A 15682-nucleotide genomic window follows, 5' to 3' on the forward strand; every position below is an offset into this window, starting at 1 on the left:
TCCAGGTCGCGCCGATTCTCTTTCAACCGAGTGAGGTACTCCCAATGGCCGTTAGCAAGGTTTCCGACGCCGATTTCGAAGCCGAAGTGCTCAAGGCGAACGGCCCCGTGGTCGTCGATTTCTGGGCCGAATGGTGCGGCCCCTGCCGCATGATCGCACCCGCTCTCGACGAGATCGCCGGCGCGATGGGCGACAAGGTCAAGATCGTGAAGCTCAATGTCGACGAGAGCCCGAAGACCGCCTCGAAGTATGGCGTGATGTCGATCCCGACCCTGATGATCTTCAAGGGCGGCGAGATGGCCTCGCGCCAGGTCGGCGCCGCGCCGAAGGCGAAGCTGCAGCAGTGGATCACCTCCGCGGTCTGATCCAGCTCGCGCAAGATTATTTTCGACAACGGCCGGCGAAAGCCGGCCGTTTGGCGTTGATGGGACGTGTTCAGCGTATGACGAGTCCCGCCCTTGCCTGCTCCTCCGCGAAAGCGCGACCGCAAGCCCACCTCTCTCGCCGCAATGGAGGCGCGGTCGGTCGACGCGATCCCGCGCGGCGGTGAATGGCAATATGAACCCAAGTGGGACGGCTTCCGCTGCCTGCTGGCGCGCAACGGCAGCGACGTCGACCTGCGCTCCAAATCCGGCGAAGACCTCGCGCGCTATTTCCCGGAAGTCGTCACTGCGGCCTTGGCGCTGAAGGCCGACCGCTTCACGCTCGACGGCGAAATCGTCGTGCCGCACGGCAAGAGCTTTTCCTTCGACGCGCTGCTGCAACGAATCCATCCGGCGGCCAGCCGCGTGAAGAAGCTCTCGGTGGAGACACCGGCGCTCTACCTCGTCTTCGATCTGCTCGCGACATCCGGACAGAAGGGCCTGGCTGAGAAGTCGCTGCGCGAGCGCCGGCCGGCGCTGGAAGCCTTCGCGAAAGCCAACCTCAAGAACAGCCTCTTCCGCCTCTCACCGGCGACGACGAGCTACGCCACAGCAAAAAAGTGGCTGGCGCAATCCGGCGGCGGCTCGGACGGCGTCATCGCCAAGCGCATCGACCTGCCCTACCAGGCGGGCAATCGCGACGGCATGCAGAAGATCAAGAAATTCCGCAGCGCCGATTGCGTGGTCGGCGGCTTCCGCTATGCCAGCAACAAGATCGCCGGCCGGAACGTCGTCGGCTCGCTGCTGCTCGGGCTCTACGACGATGACGGCCTGCTGCACCATGTCGGCTTCACCTCGGCGATCAAGGCGGATGAGAAGCCAGCGTTGACCGATCGGCTCGAAGCACTGATCGGTGAGCCCGGCTTCACCGGCAACGCGCCGGGGCGGGCCGAGCCGCTGGTCGACCGAGCGCTCCGCAAAGTGGTGTCCGCTGAAGCCGAAGCTGGTGATCGAGGTCTGCTACGACCATTTCAGCGGCGAACGCTTCCGCCACGGCACCTCGATCCTGCGCTGGCGCCCGGACAAGGCGCCGCGTCAATGCACGTTCGAGCAGTTGAAGCAGAAGGCGGCCGATCCGATGAAGCTGTTGAAGTGATGCGGTCTCGTGCCCCGGACGCAGCGCGAAGCGCTGCAGAGCCGGGGCCCAGAACCACGAGCTGGGTCCCGGCTCTGCGGCTCATCGCTTGAGCGATGCGCCTTGTCCGGGACACGACATGTTCTAGCTGATCCACCCCGTTGCCAGCGCGTTGGCAAGCTCCGGCTGACCGTTGCGGCGCGCCAGCGCGGCCATGGCCTCGTGATCGTAGGCAACGTGGCGGAACGTCACCTGCCAGGCAGCCTCGACGCGTTCGAGGATCGCATAGCGCGCGTGCGGCGTGCCGGCCTCGACCACATGCGGGTACGGATGCTTGTCGCGATAGCCGGGGCTGCCGACGCTGCCGGGATTGACGATCAGCCGGCCGTCGCGCAGGCGCACCGCGCGTGCGAGATGGGTGTGGGCGCACAGGATCAGCGATTGCGTGATTCCTTGGGCGAGTTGCTCGATGTGGTCGAGCGCGGACAGCGCCACCGTGCCGTCGGGATGCACGCTGTCGAGCCAGTACACCTCGTCATTATCTGGCGTCGCGTGGCACAGGAACACCTGCTCACGGAAGACACGCGTCATCGGCTGCGCGCGCAGCCAGTCGAGGTGGGCGGCGTCGAGCTGTTCGTAGGCAGGACGATCCCACGAACCCATTTTCTCCGGCGGACGGTCGAGCAAATAACGGTCGTGATTGCCAAGCACGTGCACGGCGTCGAGCGGCATCAGGATCTCGATGGTGCGGCGCGCATCGAGCGGGCCACTCAGCATGTCGCCGAGATTGACGATGTCGGCAATACCGAGCGCGCGGATGTCGGCGAGTACGGCCTCCAGCGCGAAATAGTTTCCGTGGATGTCGGCAATCGCGGCGAAGCGCATGGCATTTCCTGTAGCCCGGATGGAGCGCAGCGTAATCCGGGACCTTCCTTGCTTGTGGCACGATCCCGGATTGCCTTCGCTCCATCCGGGCTACGGCAACCTCTATGCAGGCGGCGTGCCGTTGATTGCCAGCACGTGGCCGGCGAGATACAGCGAGCCGGTGATCAGGATCCGCGGCGGCAACTCGTAGGCGAGCTGCGCCAGCGCGCGCAGGGCCGCCTCGACGCCGGGGGCGGGCTCGACGCGCATGCCGAGGCTGCGTGCGGCATCGGCGAGACGGTCGACCGGCATCGCATTCTCCGTGTCGGGAATCGGCACTGCGATGATGTGGCGGGTGAGGCCGGCAAAATTGGCGAGAAAGCCTAGCGCATCCTTGTTGGCCATCATGCCGGCGATGATCACCAGCGGCCGTGACACGCGCTCCTCGAGATCGCCGAGCGCGGCCGCCGCCACGCGGCCGCCCTCGGCATTGTGGCCGCCGTCGAGCCAGATTTCCGAGCCCTGCGGACCCCAGGACAGCAACTCGCCCGAGGTGAGGCGCTGCATCCGCGCCGGCCAGTCGGCACCGACGATGCCGGCCTCGAACGCGGCGTGGTTGACCTTGATGGTCGGCAGCGCGCGCAGCGTCGCGATCGCGAGCCCTGCATTGGCGAATTGGTGGCGCCCGAACAGACGCGGCGCCGGCAGGTCCATCAAGCCGCGATCGTCGGAATAGACCAGGCGCCCGCGCTCGACACTGACGTGCCAGCTCTCGCCTGCGGCGAACAGCGGCGCATGCATGCGTCTCGCCTGCGCGTCGATCACGGCCATCGCTTCCGGCATCTGCTCGGCGCAAATCACGGGCACCCCGCGCTTGATGATCGCGGCCTTTTCGCCGGCAATCGACGCCAGCGTATCGCCGAGGAACTCCATGTGATCCATGCTGACGGGCGTGATCACAGAGGCCGCCGGCGCATCGACCACATTGGTCGAATCCAGCCGGCCGCCGAGGCCGACTTCGAGCAGCACGATGTCGGCCGGGTTCTGCGCGAACAGCAGGAAGGCAGCCGCCGTCTTCAGCTCGAACAATGTCGAGGCCTCGCCGGCATTGACGCGCTCGACCTCTTCCAACGCCGCGCGCAGCTCGTCGTCGCCAACGAGCACGCCGCCACTGAGGCGGCCGAGCCGGAAGCATTCGTTGATGCGGACGAGATAGGGCGAGGTGTAGGCGTGGACGCGAAGACCTGATGCCTCCAGCGTCGCGCGCAGATAAGCGAGCGTCGAGCCCTTGCCATTGGTGCCGGCGATGTGGATCACCGGCGGCAGCTTGCGTTCGGGGTGGCCGAGCCGTTCGAGCAGGCGGTGCATCCGCTCCAGCCCGAGATCGATGCGCTTCTGATGCAGAGCCGACAGCCGCCCGATCACTTCGTCGAGCGGCGTCTTTGCACTGTCAGGGGAGACGTTCACGCGTGCGGCGCTGCCGGCGCCGTCTCGGCGGCGGATACGATCTGCGCCGGGCTCGCCACCGGCTGCGCCGGCTTCGATGCACCTTCCTGCGCCGGCGCCTTGGTCAAGAGGCGGCAGAGCCGCGCCAGCGTCGGCCGCAGCTCGTGGCGATGCACGACCATGTCGACCATGCCGTGCTCCTTGAGGTACTCGGCGCGCTGGAAACCTTCAGGCAGCTTCTCGCGGATGGTCTGCTCGATCACGCGCGCGCCGGCAAAGCCGATCAGCGCGCCGGGCTCGGCGATCTGGACGTCGCCGAGCATCGCGTAGGACGCGGTGACGCCGCCGGTGGTGGGATTCGTCAGCACGACGATGTAGGGCAGCTTTGCCTCGCGCAGCATCTGCACCGCAACGGTGGTGCGCGGCATCTGCATCAGGGACAAAATGCCTTCCTGCATGCGGGCGCCGCCGCTGGCCGCGAACACGATGAACGGCGACTTCTTCTCGACCGCGAGCTCCATCCCGCGCACGATCGCCTCGCCCGCAGCCATGCCGAGCGAACCGCCCATGAAGTCAAAGTCCTGCACGGCGACGACGACGGCGGCGCCTTCGAGCTTGCCGTAGCCGACCTTGACAGCGTCGTTCAGATTGGTCCGCGCCCGCGCGTCCTTGACGCGGTCGACGTATTTCTTCTCATCACGGAACTTGAGCGGGTCAGGCGTGACCTCGGGCAGCGCCACGTCGAACCAGGTCTCGTTGTCGAAGATCGACTTGAGACGCGCCACCGCGCCCATGCGCATGTGGTAGTTCGAGCCGGGGATGACGAACTGGTTGGCCTCGACGTCCTTGTAGAACACGAGCTGTCCGGAATCCGGGCACTTGATCCACAGATTCTCCGGCGTCTCCCGCCGCAGCATGTTGCGGATCTTCGGCCGGACCACATTGGTAAGCCAGTTCATGGTTTGCTCCGATGTGCGATCCCGCTGGGAATCGCCTGAAGGATATATGGCGGCCGGACATCTGCCCGGCAAGCCGCCGTGTCGCCCGCGTTGAGCATGATCCGGAAAGTGTGAAGCGGTTTTCCGACCGGATCATGCTCAAATTAAAGAGCTACAGCGGAATTATGGCCTATTCCGCCGCCTGCTGCGCGCCCTTGACGCCCTGGGCCAGAGCGGCCGTCAATTCGGCGACTGCGTTAACGGTTTTGGCGGTCGCCCGTCCCTCGGCGTCGAGGCTGTTCTTGAGGGCGTCGACCAGCGCGGTGCCAACCACCGAACCATCGGCCCTCTCGGCAATGGCGCGCGCCGCCTCCGGCGTGCGGATGCCGAAACCGACACAGATCGGCAGCCTGGTATGCCGCTTGATGCGCGCGACAGCTTCGCCGACGGCATTGGCGTCCGCCGCCGCTGCACCGGTAATGCCGGCGATCGAGACGTAATAGACGAAGCCTGATGTGTTCGCGAGCACCGCAGGCAGGCGCTTGTCGTCGGTGGTCGGCGTCGCCAGGCGAATGAAGTTGAGCCCCGCCTTCAGCGCGGGAATGCAGAGCTCGTCGTCTTCCTCCGGTGGCAAATCGACGATGATCAGGCCGTCGACGCCTGATGTCTTGGCATCAGCCAAGAACTTGTCGACGCCGTAGATGTAGATCGGATTGTAATAGCCCATCAGCACCAGCGGCGTGACATTGTCGTCCTTGCGGAAGTCGCGCACCAGCTCCAGCGTCTTCTTCAAGGTCATGCCGATCTTGAGCGCACGCAGGCCTGCAGCCTGAATCGAGGGACCATCCGCCATCGGATCGGTGAAAGGAATGCCGAGTTCGATGACGTCGGCGCCGGACTTCGGCAGCGCCTTGACGATCGCGAGCGAGGTCGCGGGATCGGGATCGCCGGCCATCACGTAGGTAACGAAGGCCGCGCGGCCTTGGCTTTTCAGCTCGGCAAAACGGGTGTCGATACGCGTGGTCACTTCTTGCCCCTCAGGATGTCGCCGACCTGCGGGACGTCCTTGTCGCCGCGGCCGGAGAGATTGACGACCATCAGGTGGTCCCTCGGCCGCTTCGGCGCGAGCTCCATCACCTTGGCGATGGCATGCGCGGGCTCGAGCGCAGGAATGATGCCTTCGAGCTTTGACAGCAGCTGGAACGCGGCGAGCGCCTCGTCATCGGTCGCGGAGAGATAATTCACGCGGCCGACCTCGTGCAGCCAGGAATGCTCGGGGCCGATGCCGGGATAATCGAGACCGGCCGAGATCGAATGCGCGTCCTGGATCTGGCCGTCGGCATCCATCAAGAGATAGGTGCGGTTGCCGTGGAGAACGCCGGGACGGCCCCCCGCAATCGAGGCCGCATGCAGCTGCGTCAGGCCATGGCCGGCGGCTTCGACGCCGAAGATCTCGACGGAGGGATCATCGAGGAACGGATGGAACAGGCCCATCGCATTCGAGCCGCCGCCGATGCAGGCCACCAGCGAATCCGGCAGGCGCCCCTCGATCTCCTGCATCTGTGCCTTGGTCTCGTTGCCGATGATCGACTGGAAATCGCGCACCAAGGTCGGATAGGGATGCGGACCCGCCACCGTGCCGATGCAATAGAACGTGTTATGCACGTTGGTGACCCAGTCGCGCAGCGCCTCGTTCATGGCATCCTTCAGCGTGCGCGTGCCCGACTGCACCGGCATCACCTTGGCACCCAGCATCTCCATGCGGATGACGTTGGGCTGCTGCCGCTCGACGTCGACAGCGCCCATATAGACCACGCATTCGAGGCCAAAGCGCGCGCACAGCGTCGCGGTGGCAACGCCGTGCTGGCCCGCGCCGGTCTCGGCGATGATGCGCTTCTTGCCCATGCGCCGTGCCAGCATGATCTGGCCGAGCACGTTGTTCACCTTGTGCGAGCCGGTGTGGTTGAGCTCTTCACGCTTGAGGTAGATCTTGGCGCCGCCGAGATGTTCGGTCAGGCGCTCGGCGAAATAGAGCGGCGAGGGCCGGCCGACATAGTTCTTGAGATAGCCGTTCATCTCGGCCTGAAACGCCGGATCGGCCTTGGCCGCGGTGTAGGCCTTCTCCAGGTCGAGGATCAGCGGCATCAAGGTTTCGGCGACGAAGCGTCCGCCGAAAATGCCGAAATGGCCGCGATCGTCGGGGCCGCTGCGGTAGGAGTTTGGTTTGGCGATGTTCATCGTACGCTCAACTCTTGGGTGCCGCGCGCGGCGCAGATGAAGGCCTTGATCATGTCAGGATCCTTGACGCCGGGCGCGCTCTCGACGCCCGAGGACACGTCGACGCCGCCGGCGCGGGTGACGCGGAGTGCCTCGGCCAGATTGTCGGCGTGCAGCCCCCCCGAAACCATATAGGGCAGTTTCAGATCGAGCTTTTCGAGCAGGTGCCAGTCGAAGGGCTCCCCGAGACCGCCGGGCCGCGTCGCGTCCTTCGGCGCGCGCGCATCGAACAGGATGCGGTCGGCGACCGCGGCGTAGCCGGGCAGCACCGCGAGATCGGCCGCTGTCGCGACCGGCACCGCCTTCATCACCGGGCGGCCGAAGCGTTGCTTGATGTCGCGCAGCCGCGCCACGCTCTCCCCGCCGTGGAGCTGGAAGATGTCCGGCGACAGCGCGTCCATGATGTTGTCGAGCGTTGCGTCATCGGCATCGACCGTGAGCGCCACCTTGAGCGCGCGCCGCTTGACCTGACGGCCGAGGTCACGGCCGAGCTCCAGGGACAGGTGCCGGGGCGACGGCGGGAAGAACACGAACCCGACCATGTCGGCGCCTGCCTCGAGCGCCGTTTCGAGCGTCTCGCGCGTGGACAGGCCGCAGATCTTGACGAGCAGGGACATGGTCTCAAAGCGGGTAGAGGCCGCGGGGTCCGCGGCCGGAAAACGGGGCTTTTCGGTCGGGGCCGCTTCTACAACGTCGCGCGCTGCTTGTCTCGCCCGACGGGCCCGTACAGGCCCATCCCGGAGGGAACGGGAAGGCGCTGGGACTCCGCCTTCGCTGCCGTCGCCTGGGCCCGCAGATCGGCCAGTTCGGCCCTGACGGCCCGGGCCTCCGCGTCATTCCGGCGCGCCGCGCGCCGCCAGCGCCGCTGGCCGAACCAGACGGCGGAGCCGCCCGCGACAACGCCCAGGGCCGCCGCCAGGATCAGCAACAGGAACAGCGGCAGGGTGATCGACAGCGAGGGGTCGTCGGCAATGAAGGGGTCGAAGGAGACCGTGACGAAATGCCTGTTGGCGACGGCGAACGCCACCAGGATGAGGCCCAGCGGAAGTACGATCAGCGCGGTCAGGAACTTTCGCATCTGGCTTCGCTCGCCTTGAATCAAGCTTGCGGCCGCATCCTGTGCGACCGCGAAAAACCCCAAAGCGCGCTCACATCGCGCTTCAGTCTGCGCCGCCGGGATCCGGATGGTCGCGGTTCAGCCGCTCGCGCATCTCCTTGCCGGTCTTGAAGAACGGAACGCTCTTCTGATCGACGGGCACATGGGCGCCGGTGCGTGGATTGCGCCCTGCGCGCGCAGGGCGGTGCTTGACCGAGAAGGCACCGAAGCCGCGCAGCTCCACGCGATCACCGCGTGCAAGCGCCGCTACGATCTCTTCGAGAATCGCATTCACAATGTTCTCGACATCCCGCTGGTACAGATGCGGGTTGTGCTCGGCGATACGCTGAACAAGTTCGGATTTGATCATCGAGAGATAGGACCCGGGAGCGTGCGGATGACCATTTCCGTGAAAATACCGTGATCTGTCAAGACGCTAAATCAAGGATGGGCGTCGTGAAAATGCGTGACAAATGCCGAAAAAGCAGGCTTCACCAGCACGCGTCAGACGCGAAAAAGCTCTGGAACTCGCCTGCCGACGGTCAGTTGGACGCAGCCGGCTGCCACAAGGCCAGCATTCCATCCATTCCGAGCCGATCCACAGCCTGCGCGACGCCGGTTTGCCCGATCTGGTGCGCGATCGAGCCCAAACCGAGCGCTTCCAGCGTCAATGCGGCCGCGGTCTTCAGGAACGGCAGGTCGCCGAAGCGCGGCTGAAGCTTGTAATCGCGCACCGGTAGCCCCTTCTTGACGCCCTTCTGCTCGACCAGCCAGGTCACGGCCGTCTTCTCGTCGCCGATCTGGTCGATCAGCTTCAGATCAATCGCCTGGCGCCCGGTGAAGACACGGCCGTCGGCGACTTTTTCGAGCTGCGTGTCATCCATGCCACGCCGCTCCTTCACCATTCCCTTGAACCAGGCATAGGAATCCTTCACCAGCGCATCGAGCGCGGCGCGCGCCTCGGGACTGGTCGGCTCAAAACCGTTGGGCGCCGCCTTCAGCGGCGAGGACTTCACCTCCTCGACCTTGACGCCGATGGTCTTCATGAGTTCGGAGAGGTTGGGGTACTGGAACAGCACGCCGATGGAGCCGACCAGGGAGCTTTGCTGGGCGACGATGTGGTCGCTCGCAATCGCGGTGATGTAGCCCCCGGAGGCGGCCAGCCCCTCCACCACCACCACCAGCGGCTTTTTCGCCTTGAGACGGACCAGCGAGTCATAGAGCTGCTCGGAGCCGGCGGTGGTGCCGCCGGGCGAGTTGATGTGAACGATGACGGCGGCGGCCTGCGAATTCTCGAGCCGCTCCAGCGCCTGCGTGCGGTCGGAATCGCTGCGGATCAATCCCTCGATCTGGACGCGCGCGATCGAGCCGGCGGATGCGAGGGTGCCGCGTGCACCGGGCGTCGCAATCAGCGCGAAGCTTGCAATCGCCGCGATCGCGATCAGTGCCGCCGTCACCCGCCAGAACGTCAGCTTGCGGCGGATCCTGCGGCGATCGACGATGATGTCCGAATCCAGCGACATCGAAATATCTCCAAATGAAAGATCAGGCGCGTTGTGCCGTCACGGCGTGACCATTGGCTTATCTCGATACATCAATTGCGGGCCAATTTGAAGAAAACAAGGCCTGGTGTGGGGCGAGCAAGTCGCCGCAGACTCAGTCGTCATCCCCGCCTAGTGCGCGCAATTGCGCACGGGGGCGGGGATCCATAACCTCAAGGAGGAGTCGTCGAGGCGAGCTGGCAACTCCGAGTCTTCGTCAAACTCCTCCCTGGGGTTATGGGTCCCGGATCGGCGCTCCGCCTCGCGTCGCTTGTCCGGGACGACAGCGGAGTTCGTGGAGACAGCAACAAAAAAGCCCCGGCTCGCGCCGGGGCCTTGATGCAGCAAAACTTGCGTTTCGCTTACTTGCTGTCGCGGTTCTTCAGCGCGGTGCCGAGGATGTCGCCCAGCGTCGCACCCGAATCCGAGGAGCCGTACTGCGCGATGGCTTCCTTCTCTTCGGCGACTTCGAGCGCCTTGATCGACACCTGGACCTTGCGGGCCTTCTTGTCGAACTGGATCACGCGGGCATCGACCTTCTCGCCGACGGCGAAGCGTTCGGCGCGCTGGTCGTTGCGGTCACGGGCGAGCTCGGAGCGTTTGATGAAGGTGGTGAAGTCGGTACCGGCGATCTTCACCTCGATACCGCTTTCCTTCACTTCGAGCACTTCGCAGGTCACGACCGCACCCTTCTTGACATCGCCCGGCTCGGCGAAGGGGTCGCCTTCGAGCTGCTTGATGCCGAGCGAGATGCGCTCCTTCTCGACGTCCACATCGAGCACCACGGCCTTCACCATGTCGCCCTTCTTGTAGTTGTCGATCACCTGCTCGCCCGGAAGCTTCCAGTCGAGATCGGAGAGGTGGACCATGCCGTCGACGTCGCCCTCGAGGCCCAGGAACAGGCCGAACTCGGTCTTGTTCTTGACCTCGCCCTCGACCACCGAACCGGTCGGGTGCTTCTCGACGAAGACCTCCCAGGGGTTGCGCATGGTCTGCTTGAGGCCGAGCGAGATGCGGCGCTTGACGGAATCCACTTCCAGCACCTGCACGTCGACTTCCTGCGAGGTCGACACGATCTTGCCGGGGTGCATGTTCTTCTTGGTCCACGACATCTCGGAGACGTGGATCAGGCCTTCGATGCCCGGCTCGAGCTCGACGAACGCACCGTAGTCGGTGATGTTGGTGACGCGGCCGGTGAAGCGGGCACCCAGCGGGTACTTGGCTTCGATGCCCTGCCACGGATCGTCCAGCAGCTGCTTCATGCCCAGCGAGATGCGGTGCGTCTCGTGGTTGATCTTGATGATCTTGACCTTCACGGTCTGGCCGATCGAGAGCACCTCGGTCGGGTGGTTGACGCGGCGCCACGCGATGTCGGTGACGTGCAGGAGGCCGTCGATGCCGCCGAGGTCAACGAACGCACCGTAATCGGTGATGTTCTTGACCACGCCGTCGATGACCTGACCCTCTTCGAGGTTCTGCACCAGCTCCTGGCGCTGCTCGGCCCGGGTCTCTTCGAGCACCGTGCGGCGGGACACGACGATGTTGCCGCGGCGGCGGTCCATCTTCAGGATCTGGAACGGCTGCGAGTTGTTCATCAGCGGCGCAACGTCGCGGATCGGACGGATGTCGACCTGCGAGCGCGGCAGGAAGGCCACGGCACCGTCGAGGTCGACGGTGAAGCCGCCCTTGACCTGGTTGAAGATGACGCCGTTGACCTTCTCGTTGTTCTGGAACGCCTTCTCCAGCTTGCCCCAGCTCTCTTCGCGTCGCGCCTTGTCGCGCGACAGCACGGCTTCGCCGAGGGCGTTTTCGATGCGATCGAGGAACACTTCCACCTCGTCGCCGACCTTGAGGTCGCTCTCACGGCCGGGGCCGGAAAATTCGCGCAGCGCGACGCGGCCCTCGGTCTTCAGGCCGACGTCGATGACGGCCATGTCCTTTTCAATTGCAACCACCTTGCCCTTGACGACGGAGCTTTCCTGCAGGTTGCCGCCTGCAAAGGACTCGTCGAGCATCGCGGCGAAATCATCGCGCGACGGGCTATAGGTATCAGCAGAAGTCGAAGCCATTTGTTCTCCAGTTGCGGATGTCTTGCCGGCCGTTGGGTTCATGGGCGCATCGCGCGCGCAGTGTCGGAAGGTCCGCAAGACCTTCGAGCGACCGCTCGTTGCCCCGATCTAGCGACCGGAACAGCGGAAGCGGGCCGGCTGAGGCCCGCGCGTTCGATACGTTGAAAGCTTGTCCGGAACCTGGATCGCGCCGGTCCCGAAACCGGGACGAAGCGTATCGACCTCAAAGAGCGGGAGCGGGCACTTCCTCCAATGACGGCGGCGGCTTAACCCCGCGACCGGCCCGCTCGGACAGCCTCGATAATGTCGATGGCGGCCCGGACGCCGCCTTCTATATCCAGTTGGGAGTTATCTAGCAAGTAAGCATCCGGGGCCGGTTTCAAAGGCGCAATCGGCCGATTCTTGTCACGTTCGTCACGCTGGAGGATGTCGGCGAGCACGGCCGCCTCGTCCACCTCCTCGCCCCGCGCTTTGGCCTCCATGGTGCGGCGCCGCGCGCGGACCCTGGGGTCGGCGACCACGAAGATCTTCACGTCGGCATGGGGGCAGATCACGGTTCCAATATCCCGGCCGTCGAGCACGGCGCCGGGCGGATCGGCCGCGAACTGGCGCTGGAAATTGACCAGGACCTCGCGAACCCGAGGGATTGCCGAGACGATCGAGGCACCCTCGCCGGCCTTCTGGGTCTTCAGCGCAGGATTGCCGAACTTTTCGGGATCGAGCTCCAGCGCGGCCTGCACCGCAGCCGCCTCGTCGTTGAGATCGTGCCCCGACTGCATCAGGGCATAGGCGACCGCGCGATAGATCACGCCGGTATCGAGATGACGATAGCCGTAATGGTGGGCGAGACGCTTGCCGAGCGTCCCCTTGCCCGAAGCCGCGGGCCCGTCGATGGCGATGATCATGAGAACTCGGCCCCTAGCGAACGCATCATCGGAATGAAATCCGGAAAGCTGGTGGCGATGAAGGCGGTGTCGTCGACGGTCACGGGCTGATCGGAGGCGCAGCCCATCACCAGCGCGGACATCGCGATGCGATGGTCCATATGGGTGGCGACAGTGCCGCCGCCCGGGACGTGGCCGCGACCCTCCACGATCAGATCGTCGCCGGAGACCTCGACCTTGACGCCGTTGACGCGCAGCATGGCGGCCGTGGCTTCAAGCCGGTCGGATTCCTTGACACGCAGCTCCTGCAGGCCGCGCATGATCGTGGTGCCTTCGGCGAACGACGCCGCCACCGCCAGCACCAGATATTCGTCGATCATCGACGGCGCGCGCTCGGGCGGCACCTCGACGCCGCGCAGCTTCGACGCCCGCACGCGCAAGCGCGCCATCGGCTCGCCGGCATCGCCGCGCACTTCGCTCTCCTCGATGGAGGCGCCCATTTCGCGCAGCGTGGTGAACAGCCCGGTGCGCAGCGGATTGGTCATGACGTCGGACAGCACGACATCGGAGCCCTCCGCGATCAGCGCCGCGACGATCGGGAAGGCGGCCGAAGAGGGATCGGCGGGCACCACGACATTGGCGCCATGCAGCTCGGGCTGGCCCACCAGCGTGATGCGGCGGCCGTGCCGGCCTTCCTGGACCGAGGTGATGTCGGCGCCGAAATGCTTCAGCATCAGCTCGGTGTGGTCGCGGCTGGCCTCGGTCTCGATGACCGTGGTGGTGCCGGGAGCGGCGAGGCCCGCCAGCAGCACGGCGGATTTGATCTGGGCCGAGGCCACAGGGGTCTTGTAGACGATCGGCAGGGGGTCGCGCGCGCCCTGGAGGGTCAGCGGCAGGCGCCCGCCCTCGCCGCCGGCGGTGACCCTGGCACCCATCTTCTCCAGCGGATCGAGGATCCGGCGCATCGGACGGCTGCGCAGCGAGGCGTCGCCGTCGAACACCGCCGAAATCGGGCAGCCGGCGACGGCGCCCATGACCAGCCGGCAGCCGGTGCCGGAATTGCCGAAATCCAGTGCTGCCTTGGGCTGGGCGAAGCCTCCTACCCCGACGCCGTTGACGGTCCAGGCGAAATCGCCGGTGCGCTCGACCCTGGCGCCCAGCGCCTGCATCGATTTGGCGGTGTTGAGGACGTCCTCGCCCTCGAGCAGGCCCGAAATCCTGGTCTCGCCGACCGCGAGCGCGCCCAGGATCAGGGCGCGGTGGGAGATCGACTTGTCGCCGGGCACCCGTACTTTCCCGGTCAGGAGACCGCTGGCGCGAGACTGGAGCGGCCTCGGTTGGTCGGAATGGGTCAAGATTGTGTCCTTGAATAGGCCCGGTGGGCTGGCGCGCAGGTACCACATGGTCCGCGCCCCGTCACGGGCATGTCGTTCTCCCGTAATGCGCTATTGACAGCGGGCCGCCAACTAGCCAAGTGAAGCACCGCTTTTCAGACATTCCCAGGATTCCTGCCGTGGCCAAGTCCGAACTCGGAACCAAACGTATTTGCCCGACCACGGGCAAGAAGTTCTATGACCTCAACAAGAATCCGGTGATCTCGCCCTATACCGGCGAAGTGGTGCCGATCGCCCCGGTCGCTCCTGCCCGCGGCCCCCGTGCCGCCGAGGCCCGCAACATGGCCCAGGACAACGCGCCGGAGCCGGCGGAGGCCGAGGAGTTGGTCTCGCTCGAGGAGGCCGATGCCGAGGAGAACACCGGCAAGGTCAAGGCGGTCGTGCCCGAATCGGAGGACGATATCGAGGTCGACGAGACCCTCGACGACGATGATGACGACGATTCGACCTTCATTGCGGACGAGGAAGAGGGCGATGAGGACGTGACCGACATCATTGGTGATGTCGGCGGTGATGAAGAGACTTGAGATCAGCCCTGATCTGTGAAAAAGGGTGCACCGCGCGAGTCGGAAGGCTCGCCGGTCCGGGGTGATCGACCAGGTTCACTCCATCTAGGGTTAAGGGGCCATAGCTCAGCTGGGAGAGCGCTTGCATGGCATGCAAGAGGTCGGCGGTTCGATCCCGCCTGGCTCCACCAGCCTTCGCTGGCTTCGCCAGCTTCGGCTCGGCAAGCCAGCTCCGCTCCCTCGTGGCGAAGCTAGCGAAGGCTGCCGCGGCGTAGCCCGAAGGGCGAAGCCGGGCTTCAGCAAAACAAGGGCGGGTGTAAACTCTCTTCGACAACCGGGGGGAGTGCGATGAAGTACGTCTACATCTTGGAGAGCCTCGATTCCCTCCATTTCTACGTCGGGATCACCGACGACCTCCGCGCCCGACTGACAAAGCACAATGCTGGCGAGGTGCCCCACACTTCGAAATACGGACCTTGGCGGCTCAAGACTTACGTCGCATTCAGCGACGAGAAGCAGGCCGTCGCATTCGAAAAGTACTTGAAGTCGGCATCAGGCCGCGCCTTCGCCAAGAAGCGGCTTTAGCCCCCTACTCCCCGATCACCGCATTCAGCCGATCCCTCAGCGCCACGATCTCGTCCTTCATCGCGACCAGTTCTGACACCGAGCAGTCCGACGCCGCCAGGATCGATTGCGGCACGTTGCGCGCCTTCTCCTTCAGCGCATGGCCCTGCGCCGTCAGGGCGATCAGGACCTGGCGCTCGTCCTCGCGCGAGCGGGTGCGCCTGACGAGATGGGCAGCCTCGAGCCGTTTGAGCAGCGGCGTCAGCGTGCCCGAATCCAGGAACAGCTTCTCGCCGATCTCCTTGACCGGCACGTCGTCCCGCTCCCACAGCACCAGCATGACCAGATATTGCGGATAGGTCAGGCCGAGCCGATCGAGCAGCGGCTTGTAGACGCGGTTGAAGGCGTGCGTGGCGGAATAGACCGCAAAGCAGATCTGGTTGTCGAGGCGAAGCGGGTCTACCACCGTTGATTTCCGGGCCATGACGAATCTCGCGCGTTTCTCTCATTCTGGGCCCGGCCGGCGGCACATTCAATTGCGAACAATTAAATGTGAGGCGCGACGAATTAGATTGCGCGCAATCTAATTGTCTGCGATAAAGCTTG

At 65.1% G+C, this 15682-nt stretch carries 16 protein-coding genes, 1 tRNA gene and 1 pseudogene; 5 read left to right on the plus strand and 13 right to left on the minus strand.

Annotation, left to right across the window (positions count from 1 at the left end; genetic code table 11):
• Positions 1–44: 44 nt before the first annotated feature.
• A complete protein-coding gene (trxA, locus tag ABIA45_RS27535; RefSeq protein ID WP_008540017.1) occupies positions 45–365 on the plus strand; it encodes a thioredoxin in 321 nt (106 codons plus the stop codon).
• Positions 366–509: 144 nt separating this feature from the next.
• Positions 510–1518: pseudogene (locus tag ABIA45_RS27540) on the plus strand (ATP-dependent DNA ligase).
• A gap of 123 nt (positions 1519–1641) precedes the next feature.
• Here ABIA45_RS27540 and ABIA45_RS27545 read toward each other — a convergent pair.
• From ABIA45_RS27545 to aroA, 12 genes are all read right to left on the minus strand, one after another.
• Positions 1642–2382 carry a metallophosphoesterase family protein gene (locus ABIA45_RS27545; protein ID WP_404544846.1) on the minus strand — a complete coding sequence of 247 codons (741 nt, stop codon included), beginning with the start codon at positions 2380–2382 and terminating at the stop codon, positions 1642–1644.
• A 102-nt stretch (positions 2383–2484) separates the two neighbouring features.
• Positions 2485–3828: a bifunctional folylpolyglutamate synthase/dihydrofolate synthase gene (locus tag ABIA45_RS27550; protein ID WP_404544848.1), complete on the minus strand. Its 1344-nt coding sequence runs from the start codon at positions 3826–3828 to the stop codon at positions 2485–2487.
• Positions 3825–4766, minus strand: a complete 942-nt coding sequence (accD, locus tag ABIA45_RS27555) for an acetyl-CoA carboxylase, carboxyltransferase subunit beta (RefSeq protein ID WP_157285988.1) — start codon at positions 4764–4766, stop codon at positions 3825–3827. The genes ABIA45_RS27550 and accD overlap by 4 nt, the downstream gene beginning before the upstream one ends.
• Positions 4767–4935: 169 nt before the next feature.
• Complete coding sequence (gene trpA / locus ABIA45_RS27560; RefSeq protein ID WP_404654464.1) at positions 4936–5772, minus strand: tryptophan synthase subunit alpha; 837 nt, start codon at positions 5770–5772, stop codon at positions 4936–4938.
• The gene (trpB, locus tag ABIA45_RS27565; RefSeq protein WP_157285989.1) at positions 5769–6983 is read right to left on the minus strand and encodes a tryptophan synthase subunit beta; all 1215 of its coding nucleotides are present in this window, start codon (positions 6981–6983) and stop codon (positions 5769–5771) included. Before trpB ends, trpA begins: the two co-directional genes overlap by 4 nt.
• Entirely contained in the window at positions 6980–7639 is a 660-nt protein-coding gene (locus ABIA45_RS27570; protein ID WP_404654465.1) for a phosphoribosylanthranilate isomerase, read from the minus strand. The genes trpB and ABIA45_RS27570 overlap by 4 nt, the downstream gene beginning before the upstream one ends.
• A gap of 68 nt (positions 7640–7707) precedes the next feature.
• Positions 7708–8100: a lipopolysaccharide assembly protein LapA domain-containing protein gene (locus ABIA45_RS27575; protein WP_157285991.1), complete on the minus strand. Its 393-nt coding sequence runs from the start codon at positions 8098–8100 to the stop codon at positions 7708–7710.
• An 82-nt stretch (positions 8101–8182) separates the two neighbouring features.
• The gene (locus ABIA45_RS27580; RefSeq protein WP_124162406.1) at positions 8183–8488 is read right to left on the minus strand and encodes an integration host factor subunit beta; all 306 of its coding nucleotides are present in this window, start codon (positions 8486–8488) and stop codon (positions 8183–8185) included.
• Positions 8489–8660: 172 nt separating this feature from the next.
• Positions 8661–9641, minus strand: a complete 981-nt coding sequence (gene sppA / locus ABIA45_RS27585) for a signal peptide peptidase SppA (RefSeq protein WP_157285992.1) — start codon at positions 9639–9641, stop codon at positions 8661–8663.
• Positions 9642–10021: 380 nt separating this feature from the next.
• Complete coding sequence (rpsA, locus tag ABIA45_RS27590; RefSeq protein ID WP_036009120.1) at positions 10022–11728, minus strand: 30S ribosomal protein S1; 1707 nt, start codon at positions 11726–11728, stop codon at positions 10022–10024.
• Positions 11729–11994: 266 nt separating this feature from the next.
• Positions 11995–12633: a (d)CMP kinase gene (gene cmk, locus ABIA45_RS27595; RefSeq protein ID WP_157285993.1), complete on the minus strand. Its 639-nt coding sequence runs from the start codon at positions 12631–12633 to the stop codon at positions 11995–11997.
• Positions 12630–13967: a 3-phosphoshikimate 1-carboxyvinyltransferase gene (aroA, locus tag ABIA45_RS27600; RefSeq protein ID WP_271543431.1), complete on the minus strand. Its 1338-nt coding sequence runs from the start codon at positions 13965–13967 to the stop codon at positions 12630–12632. Before aroA ends, cmk begins: the two co-directional genes overlap by 4 nt.
• Before the next feature lie 158 nt (positions 13968–14125).
• Between aroA and ABIA45_RS27605 the strand changes: the two genes are divergently transcribed.
• From ABIA45_RS27605 to ABIA45_RS27615, 3 genes are all read left to right on the plus strand, one after another.
• Entirely contained in the window at positions 14126–14533 is a 408-nt protein-coding gene (locus ABIA45_RS27605) for a TIGR02300 family protein (RefSeq protein ID WP_036024433.1), read from the plus strand.
• A 94-nt stretch (positions 14534–14627) separates the two neighbouring features.
• A tRNA-Ala gene (locus ABIA45_RS27610) sits at positions 14628–14703 on the plus strand.
• Positions 14704–14860: 157 nt separating this feature from the next.
• Entirely contained in the window at positions 14861–15097 is a 237-nt protein-coding gene (locus tag ABIA45_RS27615) for a GIY-YIG nuclease family protein (RefSeq protein WP_271543430.1), read from the plus strand.
• Positions 15098–15101: 4 nt separating this feature from the next.
• On the opposite strand, the gene ABIA45_RS27620 is transcribed toward ABIA45_RS27615, so the two are convergent.
• The gene (locus ABIA45_RS27620) at positions 15102–15560 is read right to left on the minus strand and encodes a MarR family winged helix-turn-helix transcriptional regulator (RefSeq protein WP_157285996.1); all 459 of its coding nucleotides are present in this window, start codon (positions 15558–15560) and stop codon (positions 15102–15104) included.
• Between the last annotated feature and the right edge of the window lie 122 nt (positions 15561–15682).

Origin of the sequence: Bradyrhizobium sp. USDA 336, assembly GCF_044908355.1 — a bacterium.
GTDB classification, from domain to species: Bacteria; Pseudomonadota; Alphaproteobacteria; order Rhizobiales; family Xanthobacteraceae; genus Bradyrhizobium; species Bradyrhizobium yuanmingense.